General features: G+C 73.6%; 13 protein-coding genes and 1 pseudogene. 3 read left to right on the top strand and 11 right to left on the bottom strand.

Annotated elements, in window-relative coordinates; translation table 11 throughout:
* Positions 1-9: 9 nt before the first annotated feature.
* The 6 genes from ABT041_RS17625 to ABT041_RS17600 all read right to left on the bottom strand — a co-directional run bounded on the left by ABT041_RS17625 (position 10) and on the right by ABT041_RS17600 (position 7,975).
* Positions 10-594, bottom strand: a complete 585-nt coding sequence (locus ABT041_RS17625) for an excalibur calcium-binding domain-containing protein (protein ID WP_351184999.1) — start codon at positions 592-594, stop codon at positions 10-12.
* Positions 595-743: 149 nt separating this feature from the next.
* Positions 744-1,877, bottom strand: coding sequence for an acyl-CoA dehydrogenase family protein (locus tag ABT041_RS17620; RefSeq protein ID WP_351184996.1), 1,134 nt, complete (start codon positions 1,875-1,877; stop codon positions 744-746).
* On the bottom strand, positions 1,874-3,766 hold the full coding sequence (locus ABT041_RS17615) for an acetyl/propionyl/methylcrotonyl-CoA carboxylase subunit alpha (RefSeq protein WP_351184993.1): 1,893 nt from the start codon (positions 3,764-3,766) through the stop codon (positions 1,874-1,876). The genes ABT041_RS17620 and ABT041_RS17615 overlap by 4 nt, the downstream gene beginning before the upstream one ends.
* A 7-nt stretch (positions 3,767-3,773) precedes the next feature.
* Complete coding sequence (locus tag ABT041_RS17610; RefSeq protein WP_351184990.1) at positions 3,774-5,372, bottom strand: acyl-CoA carboxylase subunit beta; 1,599 nt, start codon at positions 5,370-5,372, stop codon at positions 3,774-3,776.
* A gap of 96 nt (positions 5,373-5,468) precedes the next feature.
* Positions 5,469-7,187, bottom strand: a complete 1,719-nt coding sequence (locus tag ABT041_RS17605) for an acyclic terpene utilization AtuA family protein (protein ID WP_351184987.1) — start codon at positions 7,185-7,187, stop codon at positions 5,469-5,471.
* The gene (locus tag ABT041_RS17600) at positions 7,184-7,975 is read right to left on the bottom strand and encodes a TIGR03084 family metal-binding protein (RefSeq protein ID WP_351184984.1); all 792 of its coding nucleotides are present in this window, start codon (positions 7,973-7,975) and stop codon (positions 7,184-7,186) included. The genes ABT041_RS17605 and ABT041_RS17600 overlap by 4 nt, the downstream gene beginning before the upstream one ends.
* Positions 7,976-8,653: 678 nt before the next feature.
* Here ABT041_RS17600 and ABT041_RS39055 point away from each other — a divergent pair.
* Positions 8,654-8,775 (top strand): annotated as a pseudogene (locus tag ABT041_RS39055) (Tn3 family transposase); the annotation flags it as partial.
* 15 nt (positions 8,776-8,790) lie between these two features.
* Here the strand turns inward: ABT041_RS39055 and ABT041_RS17595 are convergent.
* Positions 8,791-9,747 carry an alpha/beta hydrolase family protein gene (locus ABT041_RS17595; RefSeq protein WP_351184981.1) on the bottom strand — a complete coding sequence of 319 codons (957 nt, stop codon included), beginning with the start codon at positions 9,745-9,747 and terminating at the stop codon, positions 8,791-8,793.
* A gap of 159 nt (positions 9,748-9,906) precedes the next feature.
* Between ABT041_RS17595 and ABT041_RS17590 the strand changes: the two genes are divergently transcribed.
* Positions 9,907-10,518: a TetR/AcrR family transcriptional regulator gene (locus ABT041_RS17590; protein ID WP_351184978.1), complete on the top strand. Its 612-nt coding sequence runs from the start codon at positions 9,907-9,909 to the stop codon at positions 10,516-10,518.
* 239 nt (positions 10,519-10,757) lie between these two features.
* Here ABT041_RS17590 and ABT041_RS17585 read toward each other — a convergent pair whose 3' ends face one another.
* Positions 10,758-11,963, bottom strand: coding sequence for an acyl-CoA dehydrogenase family protein (locus ABT041_RS17585; RefSeq protein ID WP_351184975.1), 1,206 nt, complete (start codon positions 11,961-11,963; stop codon positions 10,758-10,760).
* Positions 11,964-12,096: 133 nt separating this feature from the next.
* On the opposite strand from ABT041_RS17585, the gene ABT041_RS17580 reads away from it, so the two are divergent.
* Positions 12,097-12,699: a TetR family transcriptional regulator gene (locus ABT041_RS17580; RefSeq protein ID WP_351184972.1), complete on the top strand. Its 603-nt coding sequence runs from the start codon at positions 12,097-12,099 to the stop codon at positions 12,697-12,699.
* A gap of 429 nt (positions 12,700-13,128) precedes the next feature.
* Here ABT041_RS17580 and ABT041_RS17575 read toward each other — a convergent pair whose 3' ends face one another.
* From ABT041_RS17575 to ABT041_RS17565, 3 genes are read right to left on the bottom strand one after another with little or no spacing between them, the layout of a single operon-like run.
* Positions 13,129-13,872 (bottom strand): HAD family hydrolase, encoded by a 744-nt coding sequence (locus ABT041_RS17575; protein WP_351184969.1) that lies wholly within the window; start codon positions 13,870-13,872, stop codon positions 13,129-13,131.
* A complete protein-coding gene (locus ABT041_RS17570; protein ID WP_351184966.1) occupies positions 13,869-14,345 on the bottom strand; it encodes a LysR family transcriptional regulator in 477 nt (158 codons plus the stop codon). The genes ABT041_RS17575 and ABT041_RS17570 overlap by 4 nt, the downstream gene beginning before the upstream one ends.
* Positions 14,346-14,386: 41 nt before the next feature.
* Positions 14,387-15,475, bottom strand: a complete 1,089-nt coding sequence (locus tag ABT041_RS17565) for a ScbA/BarX family gamma-butyrolactone biosynthesis protein (protein WP_351184963.1) — start codon at positions 15,473-15,475, stop codon at positions 14,387-14,389.
* Between the last annotated feature and the right edge of the window lie 20 nt (positions 15,476-15,495).

Below are 15,495 nucleotides of genomic sequence, written 5' to 3'. Positions count from 1 at the left end.
AGCGCGAGGTCAGCCCTCGCAGGCCACGCCGTCGCCGTCGCGGTCCAGCTTCGTGCTGTAACCCGGTTCGCCGCGGTGAATGGGGGCTGCGCCGGCCTCGCGGACTTCCGTGCAGTTCTCGTAGTACACGTTCGACTCGTCGGCCGTCGCGCTGGGTTCGGCGGTCTCGGGCTGCTGGGTCGACGGGCGCGGCGCCGGGGTGCGGGTGGGCTTCGGCGCCCGGGTCGTCGGTACGGGCGGCGCGGACGTGGGCTCGGGCGTCGGCGTGGGCTCCGTCGTGGGAGGCGTCGTCGGGGTCGGCTCGGTGGACTTCTCGGGGGTCGGGGTCGCCGTGGCGGTGACCGAGATCGCCGGCTTCGGGTCGACGGTGCCCTTCTCCTTCGGCGGGTCGCTGAGGGCGAACAGCAGGAACCAGAGGCCCGACAGGACGGTCGCGACGATCTTCTGCGTCCGGCCCCACCGGCTCGTCCAGGTCAGGGCTATGCCCGCCGGCGGGAGGAACACCAACAGACAGATGATCAGGGCCGGATGCTGCCACCAGCGCCGCCGGACGGGCAGCGGGGCAGGCTGGTACGGGTGCGGCGGCGGGTACACGGGCGCTCCTGAGCGGTAGTGAAGTGACCCGGATCGTACACAGGATGTTCACAACTCGTACCCCTCTGTACGGAATCGACTCCGCACCGTGTCAGAAGCGGGGCCTCCCCCATGGACCCGAGCCGCGCTGCCCGGGATCCCCGGCTCGCTCAGTACGACTTGGGCAGGCCCAGCGTCTGGTGGGAGACGTAGTTCAGGATCATCTCCCGGCTGACCGGGGCGATCCTCGCCACCCGGGCCGCCGTGACCAGACGGGCGAGGCCGAACTCCTTGGTGAGGCCGTTGCCGCCGAGGGTGTGGACGGCGGTGTCCACCGCCTTCACACAGGCCTCCGCCGCCGCGTACTTCGCCATGTTCGCGGCCTCGCCCGCGCCCATGTCGTCGCCCGCGTCGTACAGCCGCGCGGCCTTCGCCATCATCAGACGGGCCAGTTCGAGCTCGATGTGCGCCTGGGCGAGCGGGTGGGCGATGGCCTGGTGGGCGCCGATCGGGGCCTTCCAGACCTGGCGCTCCTTCGCGTACTTCACCGCCTGCGCGAGCGCGTACCGGCCCATCCCGATCGCGAACGCCGCCGTCATGATCCGCTCCGGGTTCAGGCCCGCGAAGAGCTGCAGGAGGCCCGCGTCCTCGTCGCCGACCAGCGCGTCGGCCGGCAGGTGGACGTCGTCGAGCGTCAGCTCGAACTGCTTCTCGTTCGCGTCCAGTTCCATCTCGATGTGCCGGCGCCCGAAGCCCGGGGCGTCGCGCGGGACGATGAACAGGCACGGCTTCAGGCTGCCCGTGCGGGCGTCCGACGTACGGCCCACGATCAGCGTCGCGTCGGCTATGTCGACGCCCGAGACGAAGACCTTCCGCCCGTTCAGGACCCAGCCGTCCTCGGTGCGCGTCGCCGTCGTCGTGATGCGGTGCGAGTTCGAACCCGCGTCGGGCTCCGTGATGCCGAACGCCATCGTCCTCGACCCGTCCGCGAGCCCCGGCAGCCACGCCCGCTTCTGCTCCTCCGTCCCGAAGCGGGCGATGACCGTGCCGCAGATCGCGGGCGAGACGACCATCATCAGCAGCGGCGCGCCGGCCGCGCCCGCCTCCTCCAGGACGATCGACAGCTCGGCCATGCCGCCGCCCCCGCCGCCGTACTCCTCGGGGAGGTTCACGCCCAGGTAGCCGAGCTTGCCCGCCTCGGCCCACAGCTCGGCCCGGTCGAAGCCGGGCCCGTGGCGGTGGCCCAGCGCGGAGACGGCGGATCGGAGGGCGGTGAGCTCTTCGGTCTCGATGTCGGTGCTCATGCGGGGTCTTCCTCCTGTGCTTCGGTCGGGGCCAGTTCCTGTACGACGGCGAGCAGGGCGCCCACCTCGACCTGGCGGCCGGGGGCGGCGTGGAGTGCGGTGAGCGTGCCGGAGGCGGGGGCGACGACCCGGTGCTCCATCTTCATGGCCTCCAGCCAGAGCAGCGGCTGCCCGGCCGTGACCCGGTCGCCGACGGCGAGGCCGTCCGCGACCCGGACGACGGTGCCGGGCATGGGGGCGAGCAGGGAGCCGGGGGCCGACTGGTCGCGCGGGTCGGTGAAGCGGGGGCGGACGGTGAGGCGGTGCCCGCCGGAGTGGACCGTGTCCCCGTAGGTGGCGACCTCGAAGTGCCGGGCCACTCCCGCCACTTCCAGGCTCACCCCGTCGGGCCGCGCCGCCACCACCCGTACGCCCTCCGGGGACGTGACCTCGTAGCCGCCGTCCCGCGTCGGCCGGTAGCGGACCTCGTGGTCTCCGTACGCCCTCGTCTCGTCCTGCGAGCGGAGGTTGCGCCAACCGCCGCCGAACCGCCCGGTGTTGGCGGAGGCATGGGCGAGGGCGGCGGCCACCGCCGCGTACTCCTCGCCCTGCGGCGGGGTCGTCAGCGCGGGCAGGTTCCGGTCGTAGAAGCCCGTGTCGAGGGCCTCCTGCCGCGCGTACTCCGGGTGCCGCAGCGAGGCGACGAGCAGGCTCCTGTTGGTGACGGGGCCGTGGACCACCGCCCGCTCCAGGGTGTGGGTGAGCTTGCGGAGGACCGCCTCCCGGGTCTCGGCGTGGACGATCACCTTCGCGAGCATCGGGTCGTAGTGGACGCCGATCGTGTCCCCCGAGGCGTATCCGGTGTCGACGCGCACGCCCCCGGCGACCTCGAAGCGGTGCAGGACGCCCGTCTGCGGGGCCCAGCCCCGCGCCGGGTCCTCGGCGTAGAGCCGGGCCTCGACCGCGTGGCCGCGCGGGGCCGGGGGCTCGGGCGGCAGGGCCCGCCCCTCGGCGACGGCCAGCTGGAGGGCGACGAGGTCGACCCCGTACACCTCCTCCGTCACCGGGTGCTCGACCTGGAGGCGGGTGTTCATCTCCAGGAAGTGCGCCCCGCCGGCCGCGACGAGGAACTCGACCGTGCCCGCGCCGACGTAGCCGACGGCCTTCGCGGCGGCCGCCGACCGCTCGTACAGCTCGTCGACGAGCGCCGCCGTCAGGCCGGGCGCCGGGGCCTCCTCGATGACCTTCTGGTGCCGGCGCTGGAGGGAGCAGTCGCGGGTGCCGAGCGTCCAGACGGTGCCGTGGGTGTCGCAGAGGAGCTGCACCTCGACGTGCCGGCCGTTCTCCACGTACGGCTCGACGAACACCTCGCCGTCACCGAACGCGCTCGCCGCCTCGGCCGAAGCCGCCCGCAACTCGCCTTCGAGCGAGTCGAGTTCCCGCACGATCCGCATGCCCCGCCCGCCGCCGCCCGCCGCCGCCTTCACCAGGACGGGCAGGTCGGCCTCGGTGACGTCCTCCGGACGGAGCGGCGCGATCCCGAGGAGTTCCTTCGCGCGGGTCTTCGACGCCATCGCCTCGATCGCCGCCGGCGGCGGCCCGATCCAGACCAGCCCCGCGTCGGTCACGGCGCGCGCGAAGTCGGCGTTCTCGGAGAGGAAGCCGTAGCCGGGGTGGACGGCGTCGGCGCCCGCCGCGAGGGCCGCCTCCACCACCAGGTCGCCGCGCAGGTACGTCTCCGAGGGCGCGGCCCCCGGAAGCCGTACCGCCGCGTCGGCCTCCCGGACGTGCAGCGCGCCGGCGTCCGCGTCGGAGTACACGGCGACGGTGGAGACGCCCAGCTCACGGCAGGTGCGGAAGACCCGGCAGGCGATCTCGCCCCGGTTGGCGACCAGTACGGTCGAAATCATCAGTGCCTCACATTCGGAAGACGCCGAAGCCGCCGCGCGCGCCCTCGACCGGTGCCGTGTGGATCGCGGAGAGGCACAGCCCGAGGACCGTGCGGGTGTCGCGGGGGTCGATGACCCCGTCGTCGTAGAGCCGGCCGGAGAGGAACATCGGCAGCGACTCCGACTCGATCTGCGCCTCGACGAGCGCCCGCAGCCCGGCGTCGGCCTCGTCGTCGTACGGCTGCCCCTTCGCCGCGGCACTCGCGCGGGCCACGATGGACAGCACACCGGCGAGCTGCTGCGGGCCCATGACGGCGGACTTCGCGCTCGGCCAGGCGAAGAGGAAGCGCGGGTCGTACGCCCTGCCGCACATGCCGTAGTGCCCGGCGCCGTACGAGGCCCCCATGAGCACGGAGAGGTGGGGGACGCGGGAGTTCGACACCGCGTTGATCATCATGGCGCCGTGCTTGATGATGCCGCCCTGCTCGTACTCCTTGCCGACCATGTAGCCGGTGGTGTTGTGGAGGAAGATCAGCGGGATGTCGCGCTGGTTGGCGAGCTGGATGAACTGGGCGGCCTTCTGAGACTCGGCGGAGAAGAGGACGCCCTGCGCGTTGGCGAGGATGCCGACCGGGTAGCCGTGGAGCCGCGCCCAGCCCGTGGTGAGCGAGGTCCCGTACAGCGGCTTGAACTCGTCGAAGTCCGAGCCGTCGACGATCCGGGCGATCACCTCGCGCGGGTCGAAGGGGGTCTTGAGGTCGCCGGGCACGATCCCCAGGAGTTCCTCGGGGTCGTACTCGGGGGGCTCGGCGAGGGCCGGGTCCGCATGGGCCTTGCGGTGGTTGAGGCGGGCGACGATCCGGCGGGCCTGGCGGATCGCGTCGGCCTCGTCGACGGCGTAGTGGTCGGCGAGGCCGCTCGTGCGGGCGTGCATCTCGGCGCCGCCGAGCGACTCGTCGTCGCTCTCCTCCCCCGTCGCCATCTTCACCAGCGGCGGTCCGCCGAGGAACACCTTCGACCGCTCCCTGATCATCACGGCGTGGTCGGACATGCCGGGGACGTACGCGCCGCCCGCCGTCGAGTTCCCGAAGACGACCGCGACGGTCGGGATGCCTGCGGCGGAGAGCCGGGTGAGGTCGCGGAAGAGCGCGCCGCCCGGGATGAAGATCTCCTTCTGGGAGGGGAGGTCGGCGCCGCCGGACTCGACGAGCGAGATGACCGGGAGCCGGTTGGCATAGGCGATCTCGTTGGCCCGCAGCGCCTTCTTCAGGGTCCACGGGTTGGAGGCGCCGCCGCGGACGGTGGGGTCGTTGGCGGTGATCAGGCACTCCACGCCCTCGACGACCCCGATGCCGGTCACCAGGGAGGCCCCTACGGTGTAGTCGCTGCCCCAGGCGGCGAGCGGGGACAGTTCGAGGAAGGGGCTGTCGGGGTCGACGAGGAGCTCGATCCGCTCACGGGCGAGGAGCTTGCCGCGCTTCCTGTGGCGGGCGGTGTACTTCTCGCCGCCGCCGGCGAGGGCCTTGGCGTGCTCGGCGTCGAGGGCGGCGAGCTTGTCGAGCATGGCGGCGCGGTGGGCGGCGTAGTCGGGCCCGCCGGTGTCGAGGGCGGAGGCGAGGACGGTCACGACAGTTCCTCCGGGAGGTCGGACGGGAGGGCGGGGGCGAGGACGGTCACTGGGAGCCCTCCGGGACGTCGGACGGGAGGGCGGGGGCGAGGACGGTCACCGGGGGCCCTCCGGGACGTCGGACGGGAGGGCGTCGGCCGGGGCCTCGGGCAGGAGGGCCGTCGGTACGTCCAGGTGGCGGGAGCGGAGCCATTCGCCGAGGGCCTTGGCCTGGGGGTCGAAGCGGGCCTGGGAGGCGACGCCCTCGCCGAGGATCCCGGCGATGGTGAAGTTGAGGGCGCGGAGGTTGGGGAGGATGTGCCGGGTGACGGTCAAGTCGGCCGTTTCGGGAAGGAGTTGCTGCAGTCTCTCCACGGTGAGCGCGTGGCTGATCCAGCGCCACTCCTCCTCCGTCCGCACCCACACGCCGACGTTCGCGTCGCCGCCCTTGTCGCCGCTGCGGGCCCCGGCGATCCGGCCGAGGGGTGCCCTCCGGGTCGGCCCCTCCGGGAGGGGCGGGGGAAGATCCGGGTCGGGTACGGGTTCCAGGTCGAGGGTCTTCGGCGGTACGGGGAGCTCCCGGCGGGTCCCGTCGGGGAGGACCGCCGTGTGCGGGACCTCCCCCTGGGGCACGTACGCGGTGTCGAAGACCCCGTAGGGGGCGCCCTTGCCGGGCGGGGCGGTGACGTGGAAGCCCGGGTAGCTCGCGAGGGCCAGTTCGATCGCGGCGCCGGTGACGGTGCGGCCGACCTTCTCGGGGTCCGGGTCGCGGACGACGAGGCGGAGCAGGGCGCTCGCGGTCTCCTCGGTGTCCGCGTCCGGGCGGTCGGTGCGGGCGAGTTCCCAGCGGACCTCGGCGGGCGGGTTCTTCCCGAGGGCGTCGGCGAGCTGGCCCTGGACGAGGGCGGCCTTGGCTTCGATGCCGAGGCCGGTGAGGACGAAGACGACCTCGTTGCGGAAGCCGCCGAGCCGGCTGAGCCCGACCTTGAGGGCGGGGGGCGGGGCCTCGCCGCGCACGCCCTCGATCCTGACCCGGTCGGGGCCGTCCTGGGTGAGCCGTACGGAGTCGAGGCGGGCGGTCACGTCGGGTCCCGCGTAGCGGGCGCCGGCGGTCTCGTAGAGGAGCTGGGCGGTGACCGTGCCGATGTCGACGAGGCCGCCGGTGCCGGGGTGTTTGGTGATGACGGAGGAGCCGTCGGCGTGGAGTTCGGCGACGGGGAAGCCGGGGCGGCGGACGTCATGGCCCCGGAAGAAGGCGTAGTTGCCGCCGGTGGCCTGGGTGCCGCACTCCAGGACGTGCCCGGCGACGACAGCGCCCGCGAGTTCGTCGTACGCCTCCGGGCCCCAGCCGAAGTGCCACTGCGCGGGGCCGGTGACGAGGGCGGCGTCGGTGACGCGGCCGGTGACGACGACGTCGGCGCCGGCGGCGAGGCAGGCGGCGATGCCGGCGCCGCCGAGGTAGGCGTTGGCGGCGAGGGCGTTTCGTCGTGGCGGCAGGCGGTCGCCCTCGACGTGGGCGATGCGGGTCGGCAGGCCGAGCCGGGCGGCGAGGGCGCGCAGGGCGTCGGCGAGCCCGGCGGGGTTGAGGCCGCCGGCGTTGGCGACGATGCGGACGCCGCGCTCGTGGGCGAGGCCGAGGCCCTCCTCCATCTGGCGCAGGAAGGTCTTCGCGTACCCGGCCGTGGGGTCCTTGAGCTGGTCGCGGCCGAGGATGAGCATGGTGAGTTCGGCGAGGTAGTCGCCGGTGAGGACGTCGAGTTCGCCGCCGGTGAGCATCTCGCGGACGGCGTCGAAGCGGTCGCCGTAGAAGCCGGAGGCGTTGCCGATGCGGATCACCTGGCCTCCTTGGGGGGCCGGCCGCCGCCCGCCGGGCCGGCGAAGGCCTGGGCGATGGCCAGCCAGCGCTCGGCGTCCTCGCCGTCGGCGGTCAGGGCGGTGTCGTCGCGGTGGAGGCGCTGGGTGACGAGGAGGCAGAAGTCGAGGGCGGGTCCGGTGACCTTCTGGCCGGCACGCTCGGGGCCGTACGTCCACAACGTTCCGTCGGGGGCGGTGAGTTCGACGCGGAACGGCTCGGTGGGCGCCGGGACGCCCCGTACGAGGAAGGCGTAGTCGCGGGCCCGGTGGCCGATCCAGGCGACGTGCCGGAGCCGGGCGGTGGGGGTGCGGACGACCCCGAGGGCGTCGGCGACGTCCTGGCCGTGGGCCCAGGTCTCCATCAGGCGGGCGGTGGCCATGGCGGGGGCGCTCATCGGGGGCCCGTACCAGGGGAACCTGACGCCGGGCGGGACGGCGCGCAGGGCGGTCCGGAGCTGGTCGCGACCGGTGCGCCAGCGGGCGAGGAGGTCCTCGGGAGGCAGTGCGGCGCCCTCCTCGGCGCCTTCGTCGACGAAGCGGTCGGGGGCGGCGAGGGCCTTCTCGGTCTCGACGGCGAAGGCGTCGGCGTCGGTGACGGCGAGGAGGGCGGCGCGGTCGGTCCAGGCGAGGTGGGCGATCTGATGGGCGATCGTCCAGCCGGGGGCGGGGGTCCGGGCGACCCACTGCTCCTCGCTCAACTCCGCGACGAGGGAGTCGAGTTGCTCGCTCTCGTCGCGCAGGTCGTCGAGGACGTCGACGGGGTCGGACACGGTGCGCTCCCCTCGGGGGACGGGCGGTCACGGGCCTTCGCGCAGGAGCATGCCAGCGGGACCAGAAACAATCAAGCGTGCTTGCTTTAGTTTCTGGCCCCGTTGTGGGCAGGCGTTCCGCCGGGGCGATGGGGGTCCCCCCTGCTCGAGCGAAGCCGAGAGCTTGGGGGAGGGTGGGCACAACGGAACGGCGCCCCTGCCGGCGCCAGAGGCTCCCGCGCCCTGACCCGCACCACGTTGAGCGCCGCCGCTCGGGGTGCGGGTCCAGGCGCGGAACGCGGAGGCGCCGCTGAGGGCGCCGTCCCGTGAGCCCACCCGTCCCGCCCTGGGGGTGCCCCCGGACGAAGTCTGGGGGAGGGACGATTGCCCACACGGGCGGGGGCGACCGCCCTGCGCGGTCGGGGGGTCCGGCGCGAGGCGGGGCGGAGCCCTGGAAGGCACCGCCCCGCCGCCCTGCTCGCCCCGCTCAGCTCACGACGCCAGGAACGGCACGACCGTGGCCGCCAGCTGGGGGTGGGCAGGCTCGCGCCGGGCAGGACGGCCAGCCGGGCGCGGGAGCGGCCCGAACCGTCGAACCCCGCATCCCTCAGCCCGCCGCCGAGCAGCGCGAAGAACTCCACCATGTGCGCGGGACGGACCGCGTCGCCGTCGCCGAAGACCAGCAGGGCCGGCGCCGTGATCGCCGGCTCGCTGGTGACCGGACAGGTCCGCGCGTACGACCTGCTGCGGGTGTTCGGCCGCGAGGGCCGTCCGACCCCGCTGGGCCAGGCTTTGCCGAGTACGGGCGAATCGCACGTACAGGCGCTTGAGACCGCCTACTTGGATTCGACCCGTCCGAGCCGGTCGGGGCCGGCGGACAGGGCGTCACGCGCGGCCTTCCAGGCGGAGTCCTCCGGGTAGAGCTCGCCGTGCAGGTAGGCCCAGGAGAGCCGCGCGAGGGCGGCGACGCGCTCGGGGTTCTCGTCCGTGGTCTCGGCGACGTCGTATCCGGACACTCCGCCGAGCCCGTGCTCCGCGTCGAACAGGGTGAGCAGCGACTTGGGGCCCGGCGAGAGGGTGTACGGATCGGCGTGCCAGTCCGGGCCGGCGACCGTGAGGAAGGCGGAGTCGTCCTTGTCGCCGGCGACCACGAGCGTGGGCGTCGTCATCGTGGAGAAGTCCGTGGTCAGGAAGAACGAGTAGTTCTCGACGGTGAACTCCGTGAGGGCGTCACCGCCCCGGCCGGGCGCTGCGAGCAGCACCCCTGCCTTGATCCGGGGCTCGGCCAGGTCCACCTCGGTTCCGTCGTTGGGATCGGTGAGGCGGGCGCCCAGCAGGAGGCTCGCGGTGTGCCCGCCCATCGAGTGCCCGGCGACCGCGATCCGGCTGTGGTCGAGGCGTCCGAAGAGCTGGGGGACGGCGGCCTCGATCGCGTCGAGCTGGTCGAGGATGCGCTTCATGTCCTCGGCCCGGGTGCGCCAGTGCGGTGCGGCCTCGGACTGGTCGGGGTCCAGGGTCAGTGTCCGGGAGTCCAGGTGGGTCGGCTGGATCACCACGAAGCCGTGCGCCGCCCAGAAGTTCGCCAGAGGGGCGTAGCCGTTCAGAGAGGAAAGGTTGTTGGAGAAGCCGAGACCGTGCGAGAGGAGGATGACCGGCAAGTCGCTCCCGGTCACCGGAGCGGAGACACGCACGTGCAGGTCCACGGCGCGGCCGGGAGCCGGCAGCACCACCGGGCTGACGGAGAGGACGGGTGCAGGCGAGCCGAGGATGTCGGCGTGAGCGGGATCAGTCATGGTGCGGATGCCCTTCCATGGCTCCTGCTGCCGGTCGCATGGCCGGCGGCGGGTACGGCGGAGTGCCCGCCTTCGGCTACGCTGAAAGCGGATCACTGTTCCATTTAAGATATGGAACACTGATCCGTTTCGTCAACGACCCACTGGAAGGGGTACGCGGTGCCCACTGCAGGCCAGGCCAAGGGGGCGTCCGCCCGCAGCAAGCGGGCGGACGCGGTGCGCAACCAGCAGACGCTGCTCGACGCCGCCGCGGAGGTGTTCGTGCGCTCGGGGGTCGATGCGCCGATCCGGGAGATCGCGGCCCGGGCGGGCGTCGGCCTGGGGACGCTCTATCGCCACTTCCCGACCCGGGCGGAGCTCGTCACCGCCGTCTACCGCCACCAGATCGATGCATGCGCCGAGGCCGGCCCGAACCTCCTGGCCGAGGCCGCCTCCCCGTTTGACGCGCTGCGCCAGTGGACCGACCTCTTCGTCGACTTCCTGGTCACCAAGCACGGACTCGCAGACGCCCTGCAGTCCGACAGCGACCGCTTCGCTGCCCTCCACACCCACTTCCTCGACCGCCTGATGCCCGCCTGCGCCCAACTGCTCGACGCCGCGACCGAAGCCGGCGACATCAGGCCCGGCATCCAGCCGTACGAACTCATGCGCGGCATCGGCAACCTCTGCATCGGACGGGACACCGACCCCCGCTACGACCCCCGTCGGCTGATCGAACTGCTTCTCCAGGGGCTGCGTCAGCAGCACTCACCTGACGGCGACGGCACGTGATGACTTCGTCTCGTGCGTCCCGAGATCATCACCAGCACCCCGCCGCGCGGTGGACCGCCCGCCGTGAGGCCGAGCATCAGCGTGCACCCCTTCTCATAAACGGCCCTTCGCCCGAGCAAGATCGGGAAATCCATTGCGGAGATCGCGAACGAGGCTCACCGGAGCCGTACTCCCCGTAGTACAGGGACAGACCATTGACCTCTGCGCAGCTCATCGCCTCGCCTTTCGTCGGGCGGCGGTCAGGATGCCGGCGGGAAGACCGTCGCCGCGTAGGCGGCGGCCGCCGGGGCGGGCTGGAGGGCTGCATGGGCGGCGATGGCGTGGATGTCGCGCCAGGCACGCTCGAGGCCGCCGCCGGCGTTGAGCCCACGGGCGCCGCCGGTACGCATCAGGCGCTCGACGGCACCGGTGAGCAGATCGACGGCGAGGGCCACGTCCCGCTGATTGAGAGCGGCGGCGCGGGTCACGTCGGGGCGGGAGGCCGCCCTGACGGTCGTGCCAGTCGCCTCGTGCCCGCCGAAGGCCGCCGTCCCCGTTCGGTCCGCGCCCGCCCCGTCCGCCCTCGTCGCCGCCGCCTCCAGGAGCAGCCGGGCCGCCTCGGTCTCCGCCGCGCAGCGGGACAGGGTCTGCTGGACCGTCGGGTCGTCGGTGAGCGGCCGCCCGTCGGGGAGGCGGCGCGGACCGACGAGCCCCGTCCAGGCGTCCAGGGCCCCGCGCGCCGCACCGAGCGCGGGCAGGGCGAAGAGGAGGCCGGCGACCAGCTGGTACGGCACCCGGTGGCAGGGCGCCGCGTCCGCGTCTGCGACGCCGCTCACCAGGGCCTCGCGGAGGAAGCTGCGGTGCTCCGGCACGTACACCCCGTCGACCGTCACGCTGTGGCTGCCGGTGGCGCGGAGCCCGACCGCGTCCCACGTCTCCCGGATCCCGACCTCCTCGCGCCGCACCGCGAGCACCCGGTACGCCGGCGCCCCGTCCCCCGAGTGGTCGAGGGACGCGAGGAGGACCCAGTCGGCGTGCTCGACCCCGCTCGCGAAGGCCCACTCCCCCGACAGGCTCCAGCCGCCCGGCGCCCGGACGAGCCGGCCCGCCGGTGGCACGATCGCCGCGGCGACCCGCACGTCGGGCGAGTCGCCCCACAGCTCACGCTGCCCCTCGACCGGAAGGTGCGCGGCGAGGCGCCCGTGGGCGGCGAGCAGCACCGCGCACCAGGCGGTGGAGGCGCAGGCCGCACCGGCTCCGGCGACGGTGTCGACGAGTTCGGCGAAGCTTCCGGCCGTACCGCCCCAGTGGCGCGGCACGAAGTGCCGGGCGAGGCCGGTGGCGGTCATCGCCCCGACGACCTCCGGGTGGAGCCGCCCGGTCCGCTCCGCCTCGTCGGCGTGGCGCGCGGCGACGGCCCGGAGGTGGTCGGCCGGGAGGAGGACGGGGGCGTCGACGACGGTCATGACGAGTACTCCTTGCGTGGAGGTTCAGTGGTGGTATTGATGCGAGTAGAAAAAGATTCGGTCCGGAAGGTATTTTCTGAGAGCCCGTCATGAAGGCCATGGAGGGCCTAGCCCGGAAGGAGGCGGACGCTCGGTGAGGCAACAGGACAGGGCCCGCATGACCTATGACCTGGTGCTCGGCGCCGCAGCCGCCGAGTTCGCCCTGCACGGATTCGCGGGGACGAACCTGGCCGACATCACGGCCCGCACCGGACTGACCAAGGGAGCCCTCTACGGGCACTTCTCCTCGAAAGCCGATCTCGCCGGCGAACTGACCCGCTCCTTCGAGGCGGCCTGGGCCGAGGCCGTCGCCACCGCCGCCGACGAGGCGGAGGAGAACGGCGCGGCCCTGCCGACCCTGCGGAGACTGCTCGTCGACCTCGCCCGCCGCATGCACGAGGACGTGACCTTCGCCGCCGGACTGCGCCTGGTCATGGACGCCGCCCTCGCCGAAGGAACCTCGCCCGCCCCGCTCGGCGAACTCTTTCGTGTGGTGACCCTCCTGGTCCGCAGGGGCCAGGAGGAGGGTTCGGTCCGCGCCGCCTACCCGGCCGAACTGCTTGCGCGGCTCGCCGTGGCCCTGCTCGCCGGGGCCCCCGCCGTGGTGACGGCGACGGACACGACGGGTCCCGCCGAGCTGGTGAGCGAGGTGTGGGACCTCTTGGAGCCCGCGTTGTCGGGCTCCTGCAGCGGCTGAGTGGGGTCGGCCGGGCCGCACATGTGGGGGTGGAATGAAGGGAGTTACGGGAGGCCCGCGGGTTACGGGGATCCGTGGGCCGCTGTGGGGGTACGTGGACCACGGCGCGAACCCGTGGGCCGCTGTGGGGGTACGTGGACCACGGCGCGGACCCGTGGGGCCGCTGTGGGGGTACGTGGACCACGGCGCGGACCCGTGGGCCGCTGTGGGGGTACGTGAGTCACGGCGGGGATCCGCGGTGACGGCGGGAAACCGCGGCCTACCGAAGGCCCACCGGTCACGCAGCTCGCGCGCGAGGCCTGCCGGCCTTCGAAGCCCCCGTGGCGGCGGGGCCCTCCTGCGTGCGGGCTTCCACGGGCGTCGGCGCCATGGGGACGATGTCCGGGACGGGTGGCGGCGGCGGAGAGGTCCGCGCCCCGGTCCGGAGTCTCAGGCCGCCCGTGGCGCCGGCGTGCGCGCGGCCGTCGGGGAAGCGGCCGGGGCGACAGGTGGGGTCATCGGCGCCGGGCCGGGCAGCCAGGACCAGGACGCCGTCTCCGACGGCGGCGCGGAGATCGGCCCTTCGCCCACCAGGACCGGATGACCGACGGAGCGCAGCAGCGGCAGATCGCTCTCGTCGTCGGCGTACACGAAACACTCCTCGGCGGCGAGGCCGAAGGCCGTCATGATGCGGCGGGCGGCCTCCGCCTTGGGCTCGCCGATCATCGGCGGCCCCGACAGCTCCCCGGTGAGCACGCCTTCCGAGGTCACCTCGGGCACGGTGCACACCACGAGGTCGGCACCGACGTCCCGGGCGAGCGGGTCGAGGCAGGCGGAGAAGGCTCCGGAGACGAGGACGACCAGGTCGCCGGCGTCCCGGTGGCGGCGCAGCGCCTCGTACACGGGGGTGTGCAGCAGCCCGCCGGCGCGGGCCTTCTCGTACCACTCCCGGCCGGAGGCCTCCAGGGCGTCCAGGTGACTGCCGGCGAGGAAGCGGAAGAAGGAACGGTTCACCTGCTCGCGGGGCACGCCCTCGCGGATCTGGCGCTGGAGCGAGGCGCGCGCCGTGGCGAGCCGGCGGGCGGCGACCTCGCCGCGCCCCCAGTGGCGGGCGAGGACGCAGGCCATGCTCTTGCAGGTGATCAGGGTCTCGTCGACGTCGAAGAACGCGGCCCGGGCGGGAGCGATGCTCATGCTCTGCCTCCTCTGTCGAGGAGACGGCCGTTGTCGAGGAGACGGCCATCGCCGCGGCGGGCGTCGGCACGGAGGGCGTCGGCACGGAGGTCGTCGGCACGGTGGGCGCCGGCGCGGTGGGCGTCGGCACGGTGGGCGCCGGCGCGGTGGGCGTCACCGAAGCGGCCGGTCATGCCGCCCTGCGGGGCCATCCGCCGGTCCACCACCGACGGGGCCGGGTCGGCGATCTCGTACTGCGCCGTCTCGACGAGTTCGAGGATCCGTTCCGCCAGCGGGCGCAGCCGCGCACCGGCCGGCGTGAGCTCCACGGAGCGGTTGCCGCGCCGCTGGAAGAGCGAGGCCCCCATGTCCTCTTCCAGGCCCTTGATCTGGGCGGTCACCGCGGGCTGCGAGTAGTGCAGGTTGTGGGCCGCGCGGGTGAAGCTGAGTTCCCGGGCAACTTCGCGGAAGGCCCGTAAGTGCTGGAGTTCCATCCTTCTGCCTTTCTACGCTGGTCCGTTGGGGAGCCTTGCTCTCAGGCGCACCGGGCCACGGCCGTGGCGAGGACGCGTCCTCCCTGGGTCGCGGAGAGGCGCACCCGGCCGTCCTCGGTCGGCACGGCCTCGACGGTCACGGCCTCGGCGAGCTCGCCGAAGACGGCGAAGTCGGCGTCCAGGGAGGTCAGCGTGGTCAGCGCCGCGCCTCCCGCCGCCTGCCGGGCCGGCTGCGGGTCCGTCTGCCGGCCGGTACGCCGAGCCGTCTGCCGGGCCGCCTGCCGGAAGGCCTCCAGGAGCAGCATCCCGGGCACGTGGTCCGAGGGGTGCTCGAAGTAGCCGGGGTGGGTGGGGTCGACGTGCAGCCGCCATTCCCGCGCGCCGGCCGGCCTGGTCAGGGCCTCCTCGGCGCGTACGGGGCGCAGCACGGCCCGGTCGTCGGCGGCGCCCTCGGGTGCGCCGTACAGAGGACTCTCCGGGGTCGCGGTCCCCGGGCTCGCGGTCTCGACGATCCCGCCGCGCTGCCGCAGCCGCCCGTACCGCACGCCGTCGATGACGACGACGCCGGCGGAGGCGCGGGCGCACTCCCGGCCGCCGACCTCGATCACCATGTCGAAGCGGGCGTCGAAGCGGCGCGGGTTGCGCGCTCCGGCGGGCGTGACGACCTTGACGTCGAGGACCACCGCGAGCGGCCCGCAGCCGACCCGGAGGGCGGCGGGGTCGCTGATGTGCAGCGACAGGGCCTTGAAGATGAAGTGGTGGCCGAGCGGCACGTCGTGATAGCGGTGGCTCAGGAAGATGCCGGCCTGCCGGACGGTCTCGACGAGGAGCATGAAGTCGGCCTGCCCGGTCTCCTCCGGGCGGTACAGCGCGTGGTTCCGGGGCAGTTGAGCCCCGACCAGGAAGCGGTCGGTCCCGGCGGCCACCGCGTCGGTGAGGAAGACCTCCGTCACCGAGGCGCGGTGCACGAACCTGCGGGAGATCGTGCGGTCGAAGCTCAGCCCTTCCTTGGCCTCCCGGATCAGCGACTCCAGGGACTCGACGGGCGCGAGCGGCTCGACGGGCGCCAGCGGCTCTACGGGCGTGAGCGGCTGGGCGGGTAACACGGTCTGCAGCACACCGATGGACATCCTTATCCCCCTCAAGGTGA

It is taken from the genome of Streptomyces sp. NPDC002825, assembly GCF_040295385.1.
Taxonomy (GTDB): Bacteria; Actinomycetota; Actinomycetes; order Streptomycetales; family Streptomycetaceae; genus Streptomyces.
Note: the sequence above shows the minus strand (reverse complement) of the source record. Positions and strands in the feature narration are given on the sequence as shown.

Coding starts and splice junctions, on each gene's coding strand:
- ABT041_RS17620 (WP_351184996.1), bottom strand. CDS start 1,877: ATGAGCACCGACATCGAGACCGAAGAGCTCACCGCCCTCCGATCCGCC.
- ABT041_RS17615 (WP_351184993.1), bottom strand. CDS start 3,766: ATGATTTCGACCGTACTGGTCGCCAACCGGGGCGAGATCGCCTGCCGG.
- ABT041_RS17595 (WP_351184981.1), bottom strand. CDS start 9,747: ATGACTGATCCCGCTCACGCCGACATCCTCGGCTCGCCTGCACCCGTC.
- ABT041_RS17585 (WP_351184975.1), bottom strand. CDS start 11,963: ATGACCGTCGTCGACGCCCCCGTCCTCCTCCCGGCCGACCACCTCCGG.
- ABT041_RS17575 (WP_351184969.1), bottom strand. CDS start 13,872: ATGAGCATCGCTCCCGCCCGGGCCGCGTTCTTCGACGTCGACGAGACC.
- ABT041_RS17570 (WP_351184966.1), bottom strand. CDS start 14,345: ATGGAACTCCAGCACTTACGGGCCTTCCGCGAAGTTGCCCGGGAACTC.
- ABT041_RS17565 (WP_351184963.1), bottom strand. CDS start 15,475: ATGTCCATCGGTGTGCTGCAGACCGTGTTACCCGCCCAGCCGCTCACG.